Genomic DNA, 17,874 nt, shown 5'->3' with positions numbered 1-17,874 from the left:
GCCCCGAATGGTGCGCCCGATACGCCATGTCTCAAATGACGTATATAGTCATGTTTTAGGCCATCACCGCCGCACACCTCGGCGCGCCCCACCATGCACCGCATCGGCTACATCCTTCCGCCCGGCTTCCAGGTCATCGCGCTCGGCACCCAGGCCGTGTTCGAATTCGCCAACCTGCTGGCCGGCGAGCGCGTCTATGCCGTGGAAAACTTCGGGCTGAGCGCCGACGGCGCAGTGCAGGCCTCGGTCGGCGTCAGCGTGCAGGCCCGCCCGCTCACCGCGCGCAGCCGGGCCGACAGCTGGCTGGTGGTGGGCACCGTGCACCCGCTGGCCACGCCCACCCCGCCCGCGCTGCTGCGCCTGCTGCCCAAGATCAGCGCGCATGCGCGGCGCACCGTGGGCCTGTGCACCGGCGGCTTCGCGCTGGCCGAGGCCGGGCTGCTCGACGGCCGGCGCGCGACCACGCACTGGACCTTTGCCGACGCGCTGCAGCAGCGCCACCCGCGCATCCAGGTCGAGGCCGACCGCATCTACATCGCCGACGGCGCGATGTGGACCTCGGCCGGCATGACGGCCGAATTCGACCTGGCGCTGGCCCTGGTCGAGCAGGACCTGGGCGAGCCCATGGCGCGCGCCGTGGCGCACCGGCTGGTGATGCACCAGCGCCGCGCGGGCGGCCAGTCACAGCATTCGGAAATGCTCAAGCTCGCGCCCAAATCCGACCGCATCCAGCAGGCGCTGGCCCATGCGCGCCAGCACCTGAAGGAGCCGCTGGGCGTGGAACAGCTGGCCGAAGTGGCGCACCTGAGCCCGCGCCAGTTCAGCCGCGTGTTCACGGCCGAAACCGGCCAGTCGCCGGCCAAGGCCATCGAGGGGCTGCGGCTGGAAGCAGCGCGGCTCCTGATCGAACAGAGCCGGCACCCGCTGGAGACCATTGCGCGCGAAACGGGCTTTCGCGACCGGCGGCATCTGCGGGAGGCCTTTCTGCGCGGGTACGGCACGGCACCGCAGGCGGTGCGGCGGGACAGCCGGGCGGGTTGAGCGGGCGGGCGCAGGCGTTCGCTCGTTGCCGCACCGCGCCGTTTGAGCACCTGGCCGACAGATGCGCGCCACCAGCCTCCGGCCAAGGGCCTGTGCTTGCGCCCCGCCCCCGCGCGGCCAATGGCGCCATGCTTTTGACGCGCATCCAAAGAGCGCCCGCTCACCTATGAAAACAGAGGGTTCACAGAGATGTAACAGCCACTTACATTAAAGGCATGCACTGAAAAAAGGAGCACGCCGGATGGGATGGGGAATGAAATGGGGCGGCGCCCAGCGCGCGCCCAAGGCCGAGGAACGAACCGAGCCGACCTTGAGCCGCCCGGCACCCACGGCCTCCGCAGCGGCGGCGGCCCGCCGCGCCACGCCAACGGCAACCGCCCTGCAGCCGCCCGTGCCCGAGACCAGCTGGAACGCCCGCGTGTTCGAACACATCGAGTGGCGCCGCTTCGAGGCCGTGTGCGAAGGCCTGTTCGCCCAGAGCGGTATGCGCGCCGAAACCCAATCCCACGGCGCCGATGGTGGCGTGGACATCTGGCTGTGGAGCCAGTTCAGCGACAAGCCCGTGATCGTGCAGTGCAAGCACTGGAAGAAGCGCGTGGTGGGCGTGAAGGAACTGCGCGAGTTCTACGGGGTGCTGAAGTCGCATGACCTGACGTATGGGACGTTTGCGACGAGTTCGACGTTTTCGCAGGACGCACTGGCCTTTGCGAAGGACAACCGGATCAATGCGCAGGATCGCGAGGGCTTGCTGCGATTGATTGCCGGTCGAGCCCAAGATCAGCAAAGTGCGCTGCTCCGAACGGCTTATGAAGGCGAATACTGGAAACCGACCTGCGTGAAATGCGGCGTGAAGATGGTTCTCCGGGAGAAGAGGGATGGGTCGTCGTCGTTTTGGGGGTGCGCGAACTATGGGAAGACCCGGTGCACGAACATGATGAGGTTGGGGTGACAAAAGCAGCTACGCCCGCCAACGTCCGTTTTGCAGCGATTGCGGACGGTGGCACCACAGGTACCCCCTGTCCAGATTCGGCCACCACCTGCCGGTCGCTAGCGGCAGCTCTGGGGTACGCTTCCGGCGCGATGACGGCCGAGTCCCAACCCTTTAGTACTACAGCCGTACTTATGGAGGAGCATGTCCTCTGCGGCGGTAGTGGCACGCACGTGCCCTGTGCTGATGCCTTCGTCGCCACAGCGACCAGTGCAGGACATGGCCGAAGTGCTGTTCGCCCGGCCACACCAGCCCGGCCAGCAGCCTGCGCAGTTCAGGCACGCTCAACTCGATCAGGTCCTCCGGCGTTTTTTTTCTCCGCACTCCTGAGTACCGCCAGCACCGCGTGCGCCAGCAGCGACAGCGTGATGTGCCGATACCAGCCCTGCCAGCGGCGCACCTCGTATTGGTCCAGCCCACACTCGCCCTTGGCCGCTTCGAACCCGATCTCGATCTCCCAGCGCCTGCCAGCGATCTGAACCAGCTTGCCCAGCTTGGCCTTGGCACGCGGCGCAAACACCACGTAGTAGGCCAGCTCACGCTTTTCATCGAGACGGCGCCGCACCAGCAGGTAGTGTCCCCAGCGTTGCTCCTGTGGCGTCAGCTGCTAGCGCCCCTGCGGCGCCAGCGCCCGGTCGTAGAGCCGCTCTCCTTTGGCACCGGGCCCTGCCGACAGGCGTTTCCAGGCTTGCAGCCTCAGGCTACCTGCAATCGACTCGGCCTTCACCGACTTCGGGCCTTGCCACCACAGCGGCTCATTGCAGGCCACCGCCAGCACGAAGGGCTGCTCGCGCGACTCCAACCACAGCCGCAGGTGCCGGTCGCCACCGTAGACCTCGTCGCCTGTGACCCACCCGCAGGGAACACCGGCATCCAGCGCCCGCTCGATCATCTGGCGCGCCAGCCTGGGCTTGGTCGCGAATTCCACAGACGCCGGGATGCCCGCCGCATCGCAGCGTTGGCGATCAGCACTCCACTGGCGCGGCACGAACAACTCACGGTCGATGAAGGCGCTGGCCCCACCCCCGGCGTAGCACAGGAACACCCCGATCTGGCAGTTCTCGATGCGCCCGGCCGTGCCGCTGTACTGGCGCTGCACGCCCGCGGAGTGCACTCCCTTTTTCAGGAAGCCCGTCTCGTCGACGATCAGCACGCCTTCGCGGTCGCCAAGATGTTCGGCCACGTAGCTGCGCAGCACGTCCCGTGCCGCGTCGGCGTCCCACACGGCGCGCTCCAGAAGGTGCTGCACGCCATCGGGCGTGGCCTCGCCAATCCACTCGGCCAGCTGCCAGCCGTTCTTGCGCTCAACGCTGCCGAGCAGCCCCTGGAGGTATGCCAGGCTGCGCTGGCGCGGCTCCGAACGGCGGAACAAGCCGCCCAGGCGCTCGTGCATCGATACCAGTTCTCGCTCCCACGCCTTGAGCCTTGTGCGCATCCCGTGCCTGTGGTCGAGTCAACAATAGGCACATTCTATATCTACGGCTGTAGTACTAAGAGCGGCTAACAAAACGGTGGGAGATGGCGAATGCAGATAACGCAGCAGGCCAGCGAGAGCAACGCGACATGAATGTCGATGCGGCGCTCGAAACGAGTACGCAGCTTGCCGAAGGCGGCCAGCCAGGCGTGCGTGCGCTCGACCACCCAGCGATGACGCCCGAGCCGGTCGTTGCGTTCGATGCCGCGCCGGGCAATACGCGCGGTGATCCCCAGCTTGCGCAGGTGAAAGCGGCAGCGAGCATAGTCATAGCCCTTGTCGGCATGCAGTTTGTGCGGCCAGCGCCTGGGCCGACCGCGACAGCCACGTACCGCTGGCAACGCGTCGACCAGTTGCTCGAAAACCACCGAGTCATGCCCGTTGGCGCCCGTGACGCAGAAGATCAGTGGGATGCCTTGGCGGTCCGTGATGATGTGGCGCTTGCTTGCGAGTTTGCCCCTGTCCGTGGGGTTGGGGCCGGTGTAGTGGCCCCCCGGGGGCTGGCCACACTGGCCGCGTCCATGCTCGCACGGCTGAAGTCCAGTTTGCCGGCGCCGCGCAATTCACCGAGCAACAACAGATGCAGGCGATGCCACACGCCCGCAGCCTGCCAATCACGCAGACGCCGCCAACAGGTCATGCCACTGCCGAAGCCCAGTTCCTGGGGCAACTCCTCCCAGGGAATGCCGGTGCGCAGCACGAACAGAATGCCGTTCAGGGCCATCTCGTCGCTCACTCGTGGGCGACCGCCTTTGGCCGAGGCAACGACTACCGGCAACAGCGGGGCAACCTTCTTGAACAGCGCGGCGCTGATTTCTCTATTCCTGTTTCGACCCATGCCTCATCAAACACCAATCAAGCGCTCGATGATGACATGGTTTTGTTAGTAGCTCTTAGTACTACAGCCGTAGATATAGAATGTGCCTATTGTTGACTCGACCACAGGCACGGGATGCGCACAAGGCTCAAGGCGTGGGAGCGAGAACTGGTATCGATGCACGAGCGCCTGGGCGGCTTGTTCCGCCGTTCGGAGCCGCGCCAGCGCAGCCTGGCATACCTCCAGGGGCTGCTCGGCAGCGTTGAGCGCAAGAACGGCTGGCAGCTGGCCGAGTGGATTGGCGAGGCCACGCCCGATGGCGTGCAGCACCTTCTGGAGCGCGCCGTGTGGGACGCCGACGCGGCACGGGACGTGCTGCGCAGCTACGTGGCCGAACATCTTGGCGACCGCGAAGGCGTGCTGATCGTCGACGAGACGGGCTTCCTGAAAAAGGGAGTGCACTCCGCGGGCGTGCAGCGCCAGTACAGCGGCACGGCCGGGCGCATCGAGAACTGCCAGATCGGGGTGTTCCTGTGCTACGCCGGGCGTGGGGCCAGCGCCTTCATCGACCGTGAGTTGTACGTGCCGCGCCAGTGGAGTGCTGATCGCCAACGCTGCGATGCGGCGGGCATCCCGGCGTCTGTGGAATTCGCGACCAAGCCCAGGCTGGCGCGCCAGATGATCGAGCGGGCGCTGGATGCCGGTGTTCCCTGCGGGTGGGTCACAGGCGACGAGGTCTACGGTGGCGACCGGCACCTGCGGCTGTGGTTGGAGTCGCGCGAGCAGCCCTTCGTGCTGGCGGTGGCCTGCAATGAGCCGCTGTGGTGGCAAGGCCCGAAGTCGGTGAAGGCCGAGTCGATTGCAGGTAGCCTGAGGCTGCAAGCCTGGAAACGCCTGTCGGCAGGGCCCGGTGCCAAAGGAGAGCGGCTCTACGACTGGGCGCTGGCGCCGCTGTGGCGCTTGCAGTTGACGCCACAGGAGCAACGCTGGGGACACTACCTGCTGGTGCGGCGCAGTCTCGATGAAAAGCGTGAGCTGGCCTACTACGTGGTGTTTGCGCCGCGTGCCAAGGCCAAGCTGGGCAAGCTGGTTCAGATCGCTGGCAGGCGCTGGGAGATCGAGATCGGGTTCGAAGCGGCCAAGGGCGAGTGTGGGCTGGACCAATACGAGGTGCGCCGCTGGCAGGGCTGGTATCGGCACATCACGCTGTCGCTGCTGGCGCACGCGGTGCTGGCGGTACTCAGGAGTGCGGAGAAAAAAAACGCCGGAGGACCTGATCGAGTTGAGCGTGCCTGAACTGCGCAGGCTGCTGGCCGGGCTGGTGTGGCCGGGCGAACAGCACTTCGGCCATGTCCTGCACTGGTCGCTGTGGCGACGAAGGCATCAGCACAGGGCACGTGCGTGCCACTACCGCCGCAGAGGACATGCTCCTCCATAAGTACGGCTGTAGTACTAAATGACCGCTGTCAGCGTTGCTGCAGACATCTAGCTCGCAGGTGCTGAACGGCAGCAACCAGTCTTCAACAGTCACTCGCAGTGGGTCGACGACCTGCACATCAGTTGGCGGAAAGCAGCCGGAGTCGAACCGACCAGGAAGCGGCTGGCGCCCCCTACCGGGTTTGAAGCCCGGGCGCACCACCGGGTGCGTTTGCCTTCCTTGTGAGGCGCATGCATGCACGGTCGGGCGCATGCGCTGCTCTCATTTTTCACGTGGCGGCCTGCGCGGGCTCAGCCACTGGGGCGGGATTCTAGGGGCGCTTGCGCGTGGGCGACCGACGTGCGGCCCTCACCCCAGCCCTCTCCCAGCGGGCGAGGGAGCAAGACAGACAGCCGTCAACGGCGCAGGCGGAAGCTCGCGTCTTTGAAGCTGCCGCTGATGACGCAGGCCATGCCGCTGCCGGCGGGGGTGGCGTCGAAGCGGTAGCTGCCGCTGGCCACAGCCAGGCCGCCCGTGCCGCCCTCGTCTTCATCGCGCGCCAGCACGCGCACGTCGGTGATCTGCAGTTCGCCCTCGCCGCCCTTCCACATCACGCCCTTGTCGCCAAAGACGGTGGCCATGCCAGTGCGGGATTCGGGGGTGGGCGGCGTGGCAGCCCCGGTGGCAGCCCCGGTGGCAGCCGCCAGGTCGGCGCGGCGCTGGGCCACGGGGTCGGCGCTTTCTTCGGCGCGTTTCATCAGGTCATTGGCCCGCAGCGGAAAGCGGCCCACCAGCCGCGGGGCGCCGTCGGCCTGCAGCAGGCCGGGTTCGCCCTGCAGGTTGAACTGCACGTTCAACTCGTCGACGGGCTGTTCGGGGCGATCAGGCTGAGAGGGGGTCTGGCGCGGGATGCTCAACGCCAGGGTCAGTTCGCGCTGGCCGGGCAGTTGGCCGGTGTAGAGCACGTCCCAGTAGTCGCTCTTTTCTTCCCAGCTCAGGGTGCGGCCGCACAGGTCGGCCTGGAACTGCGCGGTGGGCGGGCGCGGGCCGCAGGCGCTGAGCGCCAGGCCCACGGTGATCAGCGCGGCGGCGGTGGGCAGCCAGCGCTGGGTTGTCTTGTTCTTGCGGCAGGAAGGGCCGGCTCGTCGGGCCGTGCTTGGGGGCATGGGTGGGCGCTTCCTTCTGAGGTGCGGGGGGTCGGGCTCAGGGCTGCGCCGGCGCGGGGGCCGGGGCGGCGGGGTCAGCGGCCGGGCCGGTGATCGGGCCTTCCGGCGTCCAGCGGGTGTGGGGGCGCAGCAGGTGCGCGTCGCCCACACGGCGGGTGTAGCCGATGCGGTCGAAGCATTCGAGGATCTGGATGGCCCGCTTGCGGCCCAGTTGCACGGCGTCGCGGAAGACGCGGGCTTCCACGGCGCCGGGGGGCAGGCGCGGGGCCAGCGCTTGTCGCCCCCTCTGTCCAGCCCTCTCAGCCCTCTCCCGCGGGGGGAGAGGGAGCGAATCCGCCGCGTGGGTGGCTTGCGCGGACAGGGTGGCAAAGGTGGCGGCCAGTTCGGCCATGCGCTGCGCGGGGTAGAACAGGTCTTTGACGACCTGGTAGAGCGCGCCCAGGCGGGCCTGTTTGCGCAGCAGGTCGCGCACGGCGTCTTCGCGCGTGCCGGTGGCCTGGGCCAGGTCGCGCACCCAGGGCGGGTCGTTGCCGCCGGCCAGCAGCAGGGGCAGCAGGCGGTCGGCCAGGGCCTGTTCGGCGTCGTTCAGGGTGATGCTGTGGCCGGGCAGGTGCAGCCACTGGCCGCTGCGGGCCAGCACGCCGTCGGCCACCAGCTTGTCGAGCCAGGCGGGCCAGCCGGGCATGGCCGTGCCAAAGCCCGCGAGCGCCGATTGGGCCGGGAAAGCCATGCGCTGCAGGCGCGCGCTGTTGAGGCCGGGTTCGTCGGGCGAGCGGGCGTGGTGGCGCGCCAGTGCGTCGAGGATGCGGGCCTGCACCTGCGCCCAGGCCGCGGGCGAGAGCCAGAGGATGTCGGCCCGGCCGGCTTGGCCGGCCTTGTCGGACTCGCCCGCGCCGGGCGCGCCCAGCGCGGCACCGGCCAGCGGTCCGGCCTGGCCCAGCGGGAAGGCGGGCGCGTCGGGCCCGGCCCAGTCGGGCGCGGGCAGGCGGCCCAGCAGGCGCGCCAGGCCGCTGCGCGTGAGGCCCGCGGGCGCCACGGCCAGCAGCGGGCGGGCGTCGCCGGGCGCTTCGCCCCCCGCGCGGCCGATCAGGGTTTCCAGGGCATCGAGCCACTGCATGCGCTCGGCGCTGCGGCGGCGGCGCTCGGGCGCCTGCGGATCGAGCACGGCGCCGCCGCCCACGGTGCGCGTGCCCTGGGCGTTGCGCAGGATGAGCCGGTCGCCGGGCACCACGAACACGGGCGCGCCGGGGTCGAAGACCAGTTGCACGCGCGCCTCGGTGCCGGGCGCGACGGTGTCGCCCTGCAGCGGCACGGCATGCGCCTGCCGGTGGGCGGCGCCCAGGTGCACGTGCAGCGGCGTCCAGGCCGTGAGTGGGGGCGCGTCGTCCAGCAGGCGCAGGCGCACGTCGATGCGCGTGCTGGGCTGCAGCACGCGGGCGTCGGCGACCCAGTCGCCGCGTGCAATGGCCTGCTTGTCCACGCCCGTGAGGTTGAGCGCCACGCGCTGGCCGGCGCGGCCCTGCTGCGCGGCGCGGTTCTGCGCGTGCAGGCTGCGCACGCGCACGGCCTGGCCGGTGGCGGAATGCACGAGCGTGTCGCCCACCTGCACCTGCCCGGCGAAGACGGTGCCCGTCACCACGGTGCCGTGACCCGCGAGCGTGAACACGCGGTCGACGGCGAGGCGGAACAGGCCGTCCCTGCGTCGGGCGTGCTGCTGGCGGGCCAAGGTGAAGAGGTGGTTGCGCAAGGCGCCGATGCCTTGGGCCGCGGGCGCGGAGCCTTCCGAGGCTTGCGCGGCAGGCACTGCGCCCTCAGGGGCGTGTGCGGCGGGCGCCGCCGCCGCGGGGCGGATGGCGGTTTCAAAGACGGGCGCGCCGGCCAGCGGCGTGCCGGCCAGCAATGCGGCCACTTCGGCCTTCACGGCGGCGATGCGCTGCGCGTCGGCCCGGTCGCACTTGGTGAGCGCCACCGTGCCCTGGGTGATGCCGAAGAGCAGCGCGATGGCCAGGTGCTCGCGCGTCTGCGGCATCACGCCGTCGTCGGCGGCCACGACCAGCAGCGCATGGTCGATGCCCGAGGCGCCAGCCGCCATGGTGTGGACGAACTTCTCGTGGCCGGGGACGTCGATGATGCCGAGGACTTGGGTGCTGTCGTCGTCGGTGGCGTCAGTTGTGCCTCCAGACTGCGAACCCTCCCCGCTCGTGCCAGCGGTCTGCGCGGCGGCCGATGCCGCATCGGCGGTCGGCTGCTGCTGCGACACATGCGGCCGCAAGGTCAGCGGGGGCACGGGCATGTAGGCATAGCCCAGCTCGATGGAAATGCCGCGCGCCTTCTCTTCCTTGAGCCGGTCCGTGTCCACGCCTGTGAGCGCCCGCACCAGCGTGGTCTTGCCGTGGTCGATGTGACCGGCGGTGCCGATGATCATGTTGTGGATGTTGGTTGTCTGACCGTCATGGTCGCCTGGGACCGCACGATGCCATACAGTCTGCAATGTAATGACGTCGGCATTACACTGGATGCCGTGATTTCCTGTGGAGGCCTGAGCATGTCTACAGCCAGTATTGCATCCGTCAAGCGAGAAACCCTGAACATCCGGATCAGGCCGGAAGACCGCAGCCTGATTGACCGTGCAGCCAAATCGCGCGGAAAGAATCGGACCGACTTCGTGCTTGATGCCGCCCGCATGGCTGCCGAGGAAGCGCTGCTGGACCAGGCGCTGATCGCGGTCAGCCCGCAGGCATACGCTGCCTTCGTGGCGCGGCTGGACATGCCGCCGCAACCCAACGAGCGCCTGCGCCAGACGATGCAGACGCCGGCGCCCTGGGACAAGACGTGAGTCTGGCGGCGCCCGAGCCGCTGGCCTCCCACCATGACCTGGCGTCCTTCGAGTCAGGCGAGGCCAGTCTGGACCAATGGCTGCAACGACGCGCCCTGAAGAACCAGGCCACCGGCGCTTCCCGGACGTTCGTGGCCTGCGAGGGCCTGCAGGTGATGGCGTACTACGCGCTGGCGTCGAGCGCCGTGACCGCAGACAGCGCGCCCGGCCGCTTCAGGCGCAACATGCCCGAACCCATTCCAGTGGTGGTCCTCGGGCGCCTGGCAGTGCATCGCTCTTTGCAGGGCAGCGGGCTGGGTCGGGCGCTGGTCAGGGATGCGGGCCTGCGCGTCGTGCAGGCGGCTGACGCCATCGGCATTCGCGGAATGATCGTTCACGCCCTGTCGCCCGCCGCCCAGGCTTTTTATGAACGGCTGGGCTTCGAGTCGTCGCCGCTCGACCCCATGATGTTGATGGCGACCTTGGCCGATCTGAAAGCCAGCCTGGGCTGATTCCGAGCTCGACGCGAAGCGCTTGGGCGCTGAACAGCCGGGCCCACGCGCGCCTTTGCCAAAGCCGCGAAAGCCCTCGGCAATCTCTTCAAACAGCCGCCGCTGCTTCACCGTTCGGCCTCTTTCACGCCCCAGCCAGTGCAGCTGAAAGGGCGGGCAACTGGCTTTCAAAGATGGGCTGGTCCGCAGCTTCGAGGCAGCGCAGATCCAGCCACAGCGCCTGATCGGCCACGCGGCCGATGACGGGGCGCGGCAGGCTGCGCAGGGCTTCTTCCAGCCGCGCGAGCTGGCGGCCGGTCTGGCGCGCGGCAGTGGGGCGCAGGCGCAGGCCGGCGCTGGGCAGCACGTCGACGGGCAAGGCGCCGCTGCCGATCTGGCTGCTCATGGCGGCCACCTCGACAGTGAAGGCCACGCCCACGGCGGCTTGCAGCGGCGCCAGCAGGGCCTGGGCCTGCTGCTGCATGGCGGCCTGCGGGCGCGTGAACAGGCGCAAGGTGGTCAGGCGCTGCGCCAGGTGCTCGGGCTGCTGGTACAGGCGCAGCACGGGTTCCAGCGCGGCCAGCGTGAGCTTGCCCACGCGCAGCGCGCGCTTGAGCGGGTTCTTCTTGATCTTCGCGATCAGGTCCTTGCGGCCGACGATGAGGCCGGCCTGCGGGCCGCCCAGCAGCTTGTCGCCGCTGAAGGTGACGAGGTCGGCGCCGGCGTTCACGGTGTCGCGCACGGTGGGTTCGTGCGGCAGGCCCCATTGCGCCATGTCCACCAGCGTGCCGCTGCCCAGGTCCACGGCCAGGGGCAGTTGCTTCGCGTGGGCGATGGCGGCCACTTCGGCTTCGCTCACGCTCTTGGTAAAGCCGCTCACGGCGTAGTTGCTGGTGTGTACCTTCATCAGCAGCGCGGTGCGCTCGGTGATGGACTCGGCGTAGTCCTTGGCGTGGGTGCGGTTGGTGGTGCCCACCTCGACCAGCTTGGCGCCCGCGCGGGCCATGATGTCGGGGATGCGGAAGGCGCCGCCGATCTCCACCAGCTCGCCACGCGAGACGATCACTTCCCGGTCCTGCGCCAGCGCATTGAGCGTGAGCAGCACGGCTGCGGCGTTGTTGTTGACCACGGTGGCGGCCTCGGCGCCGGTCAGCTCGCACAGCACCTCGTCGACCAGATCGTCGCGGTCGCCGCGTCCGCCGGTGGCCAGGTCGAATTCCAGATTGGCCGGCGCGGTGAGTGCGCGCAGCACCGACTGCACGGCCTCGTCGGGCAGCAGTGCGCGGCCCAGGTTGGTGTGCAGCACGGTGCCCGTGAGGTTGAACACCGTGCGCAGGCGCGGCGCAAAGCGGGCCGCCAGGCGGCGTTCGCAGGCGGCGTGCAAGGCCGCGTCGGCGATGGCGTCGGGCGCCAGTTCGCCGGCCAGGGCCTGCGGGCGCAGGGCGTCGAACTCGGCGCGCAACGCACCGGCCAGCGCGCTGTGGCCGTACTGCGCGGCCAGGGCGCGCATGGCGTCGGTGGCCAGGGCGCGGTCCACCGAAGGCAGGCGCAGCGACGTCGGCGTGCGGGCGTTCATTGGGTAACCTCCGTGCTTCGCACTGCGGTGCGAGCCCCCTTCGGAACGGCCGGGCGGGGGCTCATACCGCCAGCGGCTTTTCGATGAACAGCAGCGGGTTGCCGCTGGCGCGCGAAAAGTCGGTGTCGCCCATCAGCAGGTCGAGCGTGAGGCTGGCCAGGTCGTCGGCCAGCGGCTCGGCGTAGGGGTCTTTCTCCTGGCTCACGAGCTTGCGGTAGGTGTGACAGGCCGTGCAGGTTTCGGCCTGCACCACTTCGCCGATCTTGCCGCTCGCGTCTTCGGCGCCCTGGTAGCGCACGCCCTTCGTCGATTCGCAATGGCTGCACTTGATGCGCACCATGTGCCATTCGGTGGCGCACAGGCCGCAGTGCAGGTAGCGGTGGCCGGCGATGTTGCCGCCGATGCGCAGCACGCTGGCCACGGGCGCGCTGCCGCACACGGGGCAGACGGTGGCGGGCTCGGTGTAGGGCACCTGGGTGGGCGCCACGGCCGCGGCGCGCAAGACGAACTCGACCTGCAGCGCGGCCATGACCAGCGGCGCGGCGGCGATGTCCTCGCGGCCCAGGTTGTCGGCCAGCGCCTGGCGCGCCAGGGTGTCGAGCGCATCGTCGGGCGTGGCGGCCAAGCGCGCCAGCACGGGTTGCAACACGGCCGGGATGGCGCCGTCGGCGGCCAGTTGCGCCACCAGCGCGCGCAGCGTGGCGCGCCAGCTTTCGGGCAGCGGCTCCGAGGCGGGCATGAGCGGCATGCCGTTCTCGCCCGCACGACGCACGGCTTCGCCGGACGGCGGCGGCGCAGCGGGCGCCTGCATGGCCAGGCCGTGCTGCGCACGCACCACGCGCGCGGCGAAGCGCAGGTAGTCGGCGATGGGGTTGCCGTCGGCCAGTTGTTCGAGTCGCGCGGCGCGTTCCTGGAACAGTGCGGCCACCTGGGGCGGGCGCACGCGCGGAAAGCTCACGCGGTCGAGGGCTTCGATTTCGCCGGGCTGGAGGATGCGTTGCACGGTGGCGCTATAAGGAGGATGGGAAGAAAGGGCAGGAAGCAAAACGCCGGGCGGACCCGGCGCTTGCGTCTCAGTCTATGCCAGCCACGCGCGGGGCGGGCGGTGGCGCAGCAGCGGCAGGGCGCCGCGCACGGGCATGCAGGGCCGGGCTCACGCCGGCGGCGCCTGCGGATCGCGGCGCATGTCGGGCGCGTTGCGGCGGTCGCGGGCCAGTTGCTCTTCGCGCGCCACCACGTCGTCGTACCACGCGCCGTGGTGCTTGCGCGCCCAGGCGTAGCTCACGGTGCCGCGGGTCATGGCGCGCATGGCGCCCTTGATCCACAGGGCCGCATAGATGTGCACGATGATCGCGCAGATGATCACGAAGCCGAAGAAGGCATGCAGCAGCGAGGCGATGCGCAGCACGTCGATCGTGAACAGGTGGCTGAAGTAGGCGCGCCACATGATCAGGCCCGTGACGAGCAGGCCCAGCATGGACAGCACCAGCACCCAGAACAGCAGCTTCTGGCCCGCGTTGTAGCGGCCGACCGGCGGCAGGCGCTCTTCGCGGTTGTTGACGACGTCGCCCATCTGCTTCATCCATTGGCGATCGCGCGGCTCCAGGATGTTGTGGTGCCAGAAGCGGATGACCAGGAAGAGGAAGGACAGGAACATCACGATCCCGATGAAGGGATGCAGGATGCGCGTCCACGGCCCGCCGCCGAAGAGGTGGGTGAGCCAGTACATCGACGGATGGAACAGCGCCAGCCCCGAGAGCGCCAGCAACACGAAGGTGATGGCGGTCACCCAGTGGTTGCTGCGCTCGTTGGGCGTGTAGCGCTGGATCACCGGCTCCTCGCGCGCAACGGCGAAGTCCGCCGCGGTGGGACGTTCAACCTTGCTCATGGCGCACCTCCTGGGCTGAAGCGGCGTGATCGGCGCTGCGCGCGGGCACCCCGGCCGCCTCGCGGCGGGCCAGCGCGTCGGCGTTGGCCTGGGCTTCTTCCTCGTCGCTGGTCTCGTTGGGGCCCACGCGCGTGTAGTGGAAGAAGCCGGCGATCGCCGTGAGCGCGATGCCCGCCAGCGCCAGCGGCTTGGCCATGCCCTTCCACACTGCGACCATGGAGCTGATCTTCGGCTCCTTGGGCAGGCCCGAATACAGCGCCGGCTGGTCGGCATGGTGCAGCACGTACATGACGTGCGTGCCGCCCACGCCGGCCGGGTCGTACAGGCCCGCGTTCTGGAAGCCGCGCTCCTTCAGGTCGGCGATGCGCTCATCCGCCTGGTCCTTCATCGCCTTCTTGGTGCCGAACATGATGGCGCCCGTGGGGCAGGTGGTGACGCAGGCCGGCTCACGGCCCACGGCCACGCGGTCGGAGCACAGCGTGCACTTGTAGGCCTTCTTGTCCTTCTGCGAGATGCGCGGGATGTTGAAGGGGCAGCCGGTGATGCAGTAGCCGCAGCCGATGCAGTTCTCTTCGTGGAAGTCCACGATGCCGTTCGTGTACTGCACGATGGCGCCGGGCGAGGGGCAGGCCTTGAGGCAGCCCGGGTCGGCGCAGTGCATGCAGCCGTCCTTGCGGATCAGCCATTCGAGGTTGCCGGATTCCTCGTTCTCGTATTCGGTGAACTTCATCACCGTCCACGCGTTCTCGGTCAGGTCCGCCGGGTTGTCGTACACGCCGACCGTGTGGCCGGGCTCCTGGCGCAGGTCGTTCCATTCCATGCACGCGGTCTGGCAGGCCTTGCAGCCGATGCACTTGGACACGTCGATGAGCTTGGCCACCTCGCCCGACTGGGGCGCTCGCGCCTGCGGCGAAGGCGTGGTGGTGGCGGAACGGCGGTGGATATCGAGGGATTGCAAAGACATCGTGCCCCCTTTACAGCTTCTCGACCTTCACGAGGAAGGTCTTGAATTCGGGGGTGTTGGTGTTGCCATCCCCCACGAACGGCGTCAGCGTGTTGGCCAGGAAGCCGGGTTTGGTCAAGCCCTTGAAGCCCCAGTGGATCGGGATGCCCACGTGGTGCACGTTCCTGCCCTCGATCTTCATGGCCTTCATGCGCTTGGTGACCACGGCCACGGCCTTGATGAAGCCGCGCTTGGAGCTCACGCGCACGCGGTCGCCGGCGACGATGCCCAGCTCCTGCGCCAGCGCCTCGCCGATCTCGACGAACTGCTCGGGCTGCGTGATGGCGTTGACCAGCGAGTGCTTGGTCCAGTAGTGGAAGTGCTCGGTCAGGCGGTAGGTGGTGCCCACGTGCGGGAAGTCCGCCGCCTTGCCGAAGGTGTCCCAGACGTTCTTGAACACCCGGGCCGCGGGCGAGTTCGTGGCCTTGGGGTTGTTCGGGTAGACCGGGTTGAAGCCCAGCGGCGTGTCGAAGGGCTCGTAGTGCGTGGGGAAGGGCCCTTCGTTGAGCCCCTTGCGGGCGAAGAAGCGCGCCACGCCTTCGGGGTTCATGATGAAGGGGCCGTTGCCCGTCTCCGGGCCGATGGCCGCGCCCGTGTCGGGCACGTCGGCGCCCGTCCAGGCCTTGCCGTTCCACTCGACCAGCTTGCGGTGCGGGTTGAAGGGCTTGCCCTGCAGGTCGGCCGAGGCGCGGTTGTAGAGCACGCGCCGGTTGGCCGGCCAGGCCCAGGCCCAGTTCAGCGTATTGCCGATGCCCGTGGGGTCGGAGTTGTCGCGCCGGCCCATCTGGTTGCCCGCCTGCGTCCAGGCGCCGGCGTAGATCCAGCAGCCCGAAGCCGTGGTGCCGTCGTCGCGCAGTTCGCCGAAACCCGACACCTGCTGGCCCGCCGGGCGCAGCACCTTGGTCGGGTCCTTCGGGTCGACCAGGTCCACCAGCGCCTTGCCGTTGTATTCCTTGGCGATCTCCTCGGAACTCGGGTGCTCGGGGTGCGAGTACTTCCAGTCCAGGTTCAGGATCGGGTCGGCCCAGGCGCCGGCCTCCTTCTGGTACAGGGCCTTCAGGCGCAGGTGCAGGGCCGACATGATGGCCACGTCGGTCCTGGCCTCGCCCGGCGGCTCGGCCGCCTTCCAGTGCCACTGCAGCACGCGCGAGCTGCTGACCACCGCCCCCTCCTCCTCCGCGAAGCAGGTGGTGGGCAGGCGGAACACCTCGGTCTGGATGGCCTTCGTGTCCACGTCGTTGAACTCGCCGAAGTTCTTCCAGAACTCGGAGGTCTCGGTGGCCAGCGGGTCCATGATGACCAGGAACTTGAGCTTGGCCAGGCCCGTGCGCAGGCGGTTGCTGTCCGACAGCGCCGCGATGGGGTTGAAGCCCTGCGCGATGTAGCCGTTGACCTTGCCCTCGGCCATGAGCTGGAAGTACTGCAGCATGTCGTACTGCTTGTCCAGCTTGGGCAGGTAGTCGAAGGCCCACTGGTTCTCGGCCGTGGCGCTGGCGCCGAACCAGGACTTCATGAGGCTGACGTGGAACTTGGGGTAGTTCTGCCAGTAGCTCATCTGGTTGGCCCGCAGCGGCTTCTGGGTGCGCGCGTCGATGTAGGCCTGGTAGTCCTGCTCCTTCTCGTTGGGCAGCGTCAGGTAGCCCGGCAGGCTGGCCGACAGCAGGCCCAGGTCGGTGAGGCCCTGGATGTTGGAATGCCCGCGCAGTGCGTTCATGCCGCCGCCGGCCACGCCGATGTTGCCGCACAGCAGCTGCACCATCGCCGCGCAGCGCAGGATCTGCGAGCCGATGGAATGCTGCGTCCAGCCCAGCGCATACATGATGGTCGCGGCCCGGCCCGGCACGGCCGTGGACGCGAACTTCTCGCACACGTGCAGGAACTTGGCCTTGGGCGTGCCGCAGGCGCTCTCGACCTTCTCGGGCGTGTACGACGCGTAGTGCTGCTTCATCAGCTGGTAGACGCAGCGCGGATGCTGCAGCGTCGGGTCGGTCTTGACGTACCCGTCGTCACCCAGCTCGTAGTCCCAGCTCTTCTTGTCGTAGCTGCGCTTTTCCTCGTCGTAGCCCGAGAAGATGCCGTCCACGAACTGGTAGTCGTCACGGACGATGAAGCTGAAGTCCGTGTAGTTGTGCACGTACTCGTGGTGGATCTTGTCGTTGGTAAGCAGGTAGTTGATGATCCCGCCGAGAAAGACGATGTCGCTGCCCGAACGGATGGGCGCGTAGAAGTCCGCCACCGAGGCCGAGCGGTTGAAGCGCGGGTCCACCACCATGAAGTGCGCCTTGTTGTGCGCCTTGGCTTCGGTCACCCACTTGAAGCCGCACGGGTGGGCTTCGGCGGCATTGCCGCCCATGATCAAGATCACATCTGCGTTGCGAATGTCGACCCAATGGTTCGTCATCGCTCCACGGCCGAACGTCGGGGCAAGACCTGCCACCGTCGGGCCGTGTCAGACACGCGCTTGGTTGTCGAATGCGAGCAGGCCCCAGGAACGGGCGACCTTGTGGGTGATGTAGCCGGCTTCGTTGCTCGACGCCGAGGCGGCCAGCATGCCGGTGGTGAGCCAGCGGTTGACCTTCAGGCCCTCGGGCGTGGTGGCCTGGAAGTTGGCGTCGCGGTCGGCCTTGAGCAGCTTCGCGATGCGGTCCAGCGCCTCGTCCCAGGACAGGCGCTGCCACTCGTTGGAGCCCGGTGCGCGGTACTCGGGGTAGAGCAGGCGGTTGGGGCTGTTGATGTAGTCCAGCAGGCCCGCGCCCTTGGGGCACAGCGTGCCGCGGTTGACCGGATGGTCCGGGTCGCCCTCGACGTGGATCACCGAGGACTTGGCGTTCTTGCCGCCCGTGCCCAGCGAATACATGAGGATGCCGCAGCCGACCGAACAGTAGGTGCAGGTCTGCCGGGTGACGGTGGTGGAGGCCAGCTTGAACTGGCGGACTTCAGCCAGGGCCGTCGCGGGCGAGAAGCCCATCAACGCCAGGCTGGATCCCGCCAGCGTGGAGCCAGTCACTTTCATGAACTGGCGGCGTGAGAGTTGCATCGTGGTTCCCTCTGGATGGGGTGGGTGAGACCATTCTAGGAACCGGGTCAATGCCTGGAACCTCTGGTCACCCCTTAGCAGGCCGTTGAAAAAATGCTCATCGAACGCGCCAGGGTCGTGGATTTCGAAGAAACGGATCGCCCAAACTGGCCTGCGCAGCG

13 protein-coding genes, 1 tRNA gene and 1 pseudogene are annotated in these 17,874 nt (G+C 68.5%); 5 read left to right on the top strand and 10 right to left on the bottom strand.

The annotated features are described in order from the left end of the window. Positions 1-93: 93 nt before the first annotated feature. Positions 94-1,041, top strand: a complete 948-nt coding sequence (locus LG388_RS16980; RefSeq protein WP_225783911.1) for a GlxA family transcriptional regulator — start codon at positions 94-96, stop codon at positions 1,039-1,041. Positions 1,042-1,282: 241 nt separating this feature from the next. Then, complete coding sequence (locus LG388_RS16975) at positions 1,283-1,990, top strand: restriction endonuclease (RefSeq protein WP_225783910.1); 708 nt, start codon at positions 1,283-1,285, stop codon at positions 1,988-1,990. A gap of 313 nt (positions 1,991-2,303) precedes the next feature. On the opposite strand, the pseudogene LG388_RS16970 reads toward LG388_RS16975, so the two are convergent. Both LG388_RS16970 and LG388_RS16965 read right to left on the bottom strand, forming a co-directional pair. Further along, positions 2,304-3,464: pseudogene (locus tag LG388_RS16970) on the bottom strand (IS701 family transposase). 65 nt (positions 3,465-3,529) lie between these two features. Continuing rightward, positions 3,530-4,341, bottom strand: a protein-coding gene (locus LG388_RS16965) for an IS5 family transposase (RefSeq protein ID WP_225782572.1) whose coding sequence is annotated in 2 segments (ribosomal slippage) — positions 3,530-4,005 and positions 4,005-4,341 — 813 coding nt in all. Because the reading frame shifts where the segments join, the coding sequence is not laid out codon by codon here. A gap of 114 nt (positions 4,342-4,455) precedes the next feature. Here LG388_RS16965 and LG388_RS16960 point away from each other — a divergent pair. After that, on the top strand, positions 4,456-5,616 hold the full coding sequence (locus LG388_RS16960; RefSeq protein WP_225783061.1) for an IS701 family transposase: 1,161 nt from the start codon (positions 4,456-4,458) through the stop codon (positions 5,614-5,616). 265 nt (positions 5,617-5,881) lie between these two features. Here LG388_RS16960 and LG388_RS16955 read toward each other — a convergent pair. From LG388_RS16955 to LG388_RS16945, 3 genes are all read right to left on the bottom strand, one after another. Further along, a tRNA-Sec gene (locus tag LG388_RS16955) sits at positions 5,882-5,977 on the bottom strand. Between the two features lie 176 nt (positions 5,978-6,153). Further along, positions 6,154-6,903, bottom strand: coding sequence for a hypothetical protein (locus tag LG388_RS16950; RefSeq protein WP_225783909.1), 750 nt, complete (start codon positions 6,901-6,903; stop codon positions 6,154-6,156). 37 nt (positions 6,904-6,940) lie between these two features. Continuing rightward, positions 6,941-9,328 carry a SelB C-terminal domain-containing protein gene (locus LG388_RS16945; protein ID WP_225783908.1) on the bottom strand — a complete coding sequence of 796 codons (2,388 nt, stop codon included), beginning with the start codon at positions 9,326-9,328 and terminating at the stop codon, positions 6,941-6,943. Here LG388_RS16945 and LG388_RS16940 point away from each other — a divergent pair. Further along, entirely contained in the window at positions 9,296-9,739 is a 444-nt protein-coding gene (locus LG388_RS16940) for a DUF1778 domain-containing protein (protein ID WP_370630184.1), read from the top strand. The two genes, LG388_RS16945 and LG388_RS16940, sit on opposite strands and share 33 nt — an antisense overlap. Continuing rightward, positions 9,736-10,230 (top strand): GNAT family N-acetyltransferase, encoded by a 495-nt coding sequence (locus LG388_RS16935; RefSeq protein ID WP_370630183.1) that lies wholly within the window; start codon positions 9,736-9,738, stop codon positions 10,228-10,230. The genes LG388_RS16940 and LG388_RS16935 overlap by 4 nt, the downstream gene beginning before the upstream one ends. Before the next feature lie 124 nt (positions 10,231-10,354). Here LG388_RS16935 and selA read toward each other — a convergent pair whose 3' ends face one another. The 5 genes from selA to fdnG form a co-directional block, all read right to left on the bottom strand. After that, on the bottom strand, positions 10,355-11,785 hold the full coding sequence (selA, locus tag LG388_RS16930) for an L-seryl-tRNA(Sec) selenium transferase (protein ID WP_225783907.1): 1,431 nt from the start codon (positions 11,783-11,785) through the stop codon (positions 10,355-10,357). A gap of 61 nt (positions 11,786-11,846) precedes the next feature. Beyond that, positions 11,847-12,788 carry a formate dehydrogenase accessory protein FdhE gene (gene fdhE, locus LG388_RS16925; RefSeq protein ID WP_225783906.1) on the bottom strand — a complete coding sequence of 314 codons (942 nt, stop codon included), beginning with the start codon at positions 12,786-12,788 and terminating at the stop codon, positions 11,847-11,849. A gap of 150 nt (positions 12,789-12,938) precedes the next feature. Next, the gene (locus LG388_RS16920) at positions 12,939-13,673 is read right to left on the bottom strand and encodes a formate dehydrogenase subunit gamma (RefSeq protein ID WP_225783905.1); all 735 of its coding nucleotides are present in this window, start codon (positions 13,671-13,673) and stop codon (positions 12,939-12,941) included. Continuing rightward, complete coding sequence (fdxH, locus tag LG388_RS16915) at positions 13,660-14,637, bottom strand: formate dehydrogenase subunit beta (protein ID WP_225783904.1); 978 nt, start codon at positions 14,635-14,637, stop codon at positions 13,660-13,662. The genes LG388_RS16920 and fdxH overlap by 14 nt, the downstream gene beginning before the upstream one ends. 10 nt (positions 14,638-14,647) lie before the next feature. Continuing rightward, positions 14,648-17,713 (bottom strand): formate dehydrogenase-N subunit alpha, encoded by a 3,066-nt coding sequence (fdnG, locus tag LG388_RS16910; protein WP_225783903.1) that lies wholly within the window; start codon positions 17,711-17,713, stop codon positions 14,648-14,650. Between the last annotated feature and the right edge of the window lie 161 nt (positions 17,714-17,874).

The organism is Xenophilus sp. Marseille-Q4582, assembly GCF_916700565.1.
In the GTDB taxonomy this organism is placed as follows: Bacteria; Pseudomonadota; Gammaproteobacteria; order Burkholderiales; family Burkholderiaceae_C; genus Xenophilus.
This window is presented reverse-complemented; position numbering and strand designations above follow the sequence as displayed.

Bases quoted from the DNA above. Each gene is read 5' to 3' on its own strand.
- LG388_RS16980 (WP_225783911.1), top strand. From the start codon at position 94: ATGCACCGCATCGGCTACATCCTTCCGCCCGGCTTCCAGGTCATCGCG.
- LG388_RS16975 (WP_225783910.1), top strand. From the start codon at position 1,283: ATGGGATGGGGAATGAAATGGGGCGGCGCCCAGCGCGCGCCCAAGGCC.
- LG388_RS16960 (WP_225783061.1), top strand. From the start codon at position 4,456: ATGCGCACAAGGCTCAAGGCGTGGGAGCGAGAACTGGTATCGATGCAC.
- LG388_RS16950 (WP_225783909.1), bottom strand. From the start codon at position 6,903: ATGCCCCCAAGCACGGCCCGACGAGCCGGCCCTTCCTGCCGCAAGAAC.
- LG388_RS16945 (WP_225783908.1), bottom strand. From the start codon at position 9,328: ATGATCATCGGCACCGCCGGTCACATCGACCACGGCAAGACCACGCTG.
- selA (WP_225783907.1), bottom strand. From the start codon at position 11,785: ATGAACGCCCGCACGCCGACGTCGCTGCGCCTGCCTTCGGTGGACCGC.
- LG388_RS16920 (WP_225783905.1), bottom strand. From the start codon at position 13,673: ATGAGCAAGGTTGAACGTCCCACCGCGGCGGACTTCGCCGTTGCGCGC.
- fdxH (WP_225783904.1), bottom strand. From the start codon at position 14,637: ATGTCTTTGCAATCCCTCGATATCCACCGCCGTTCCGCCACCACCACG.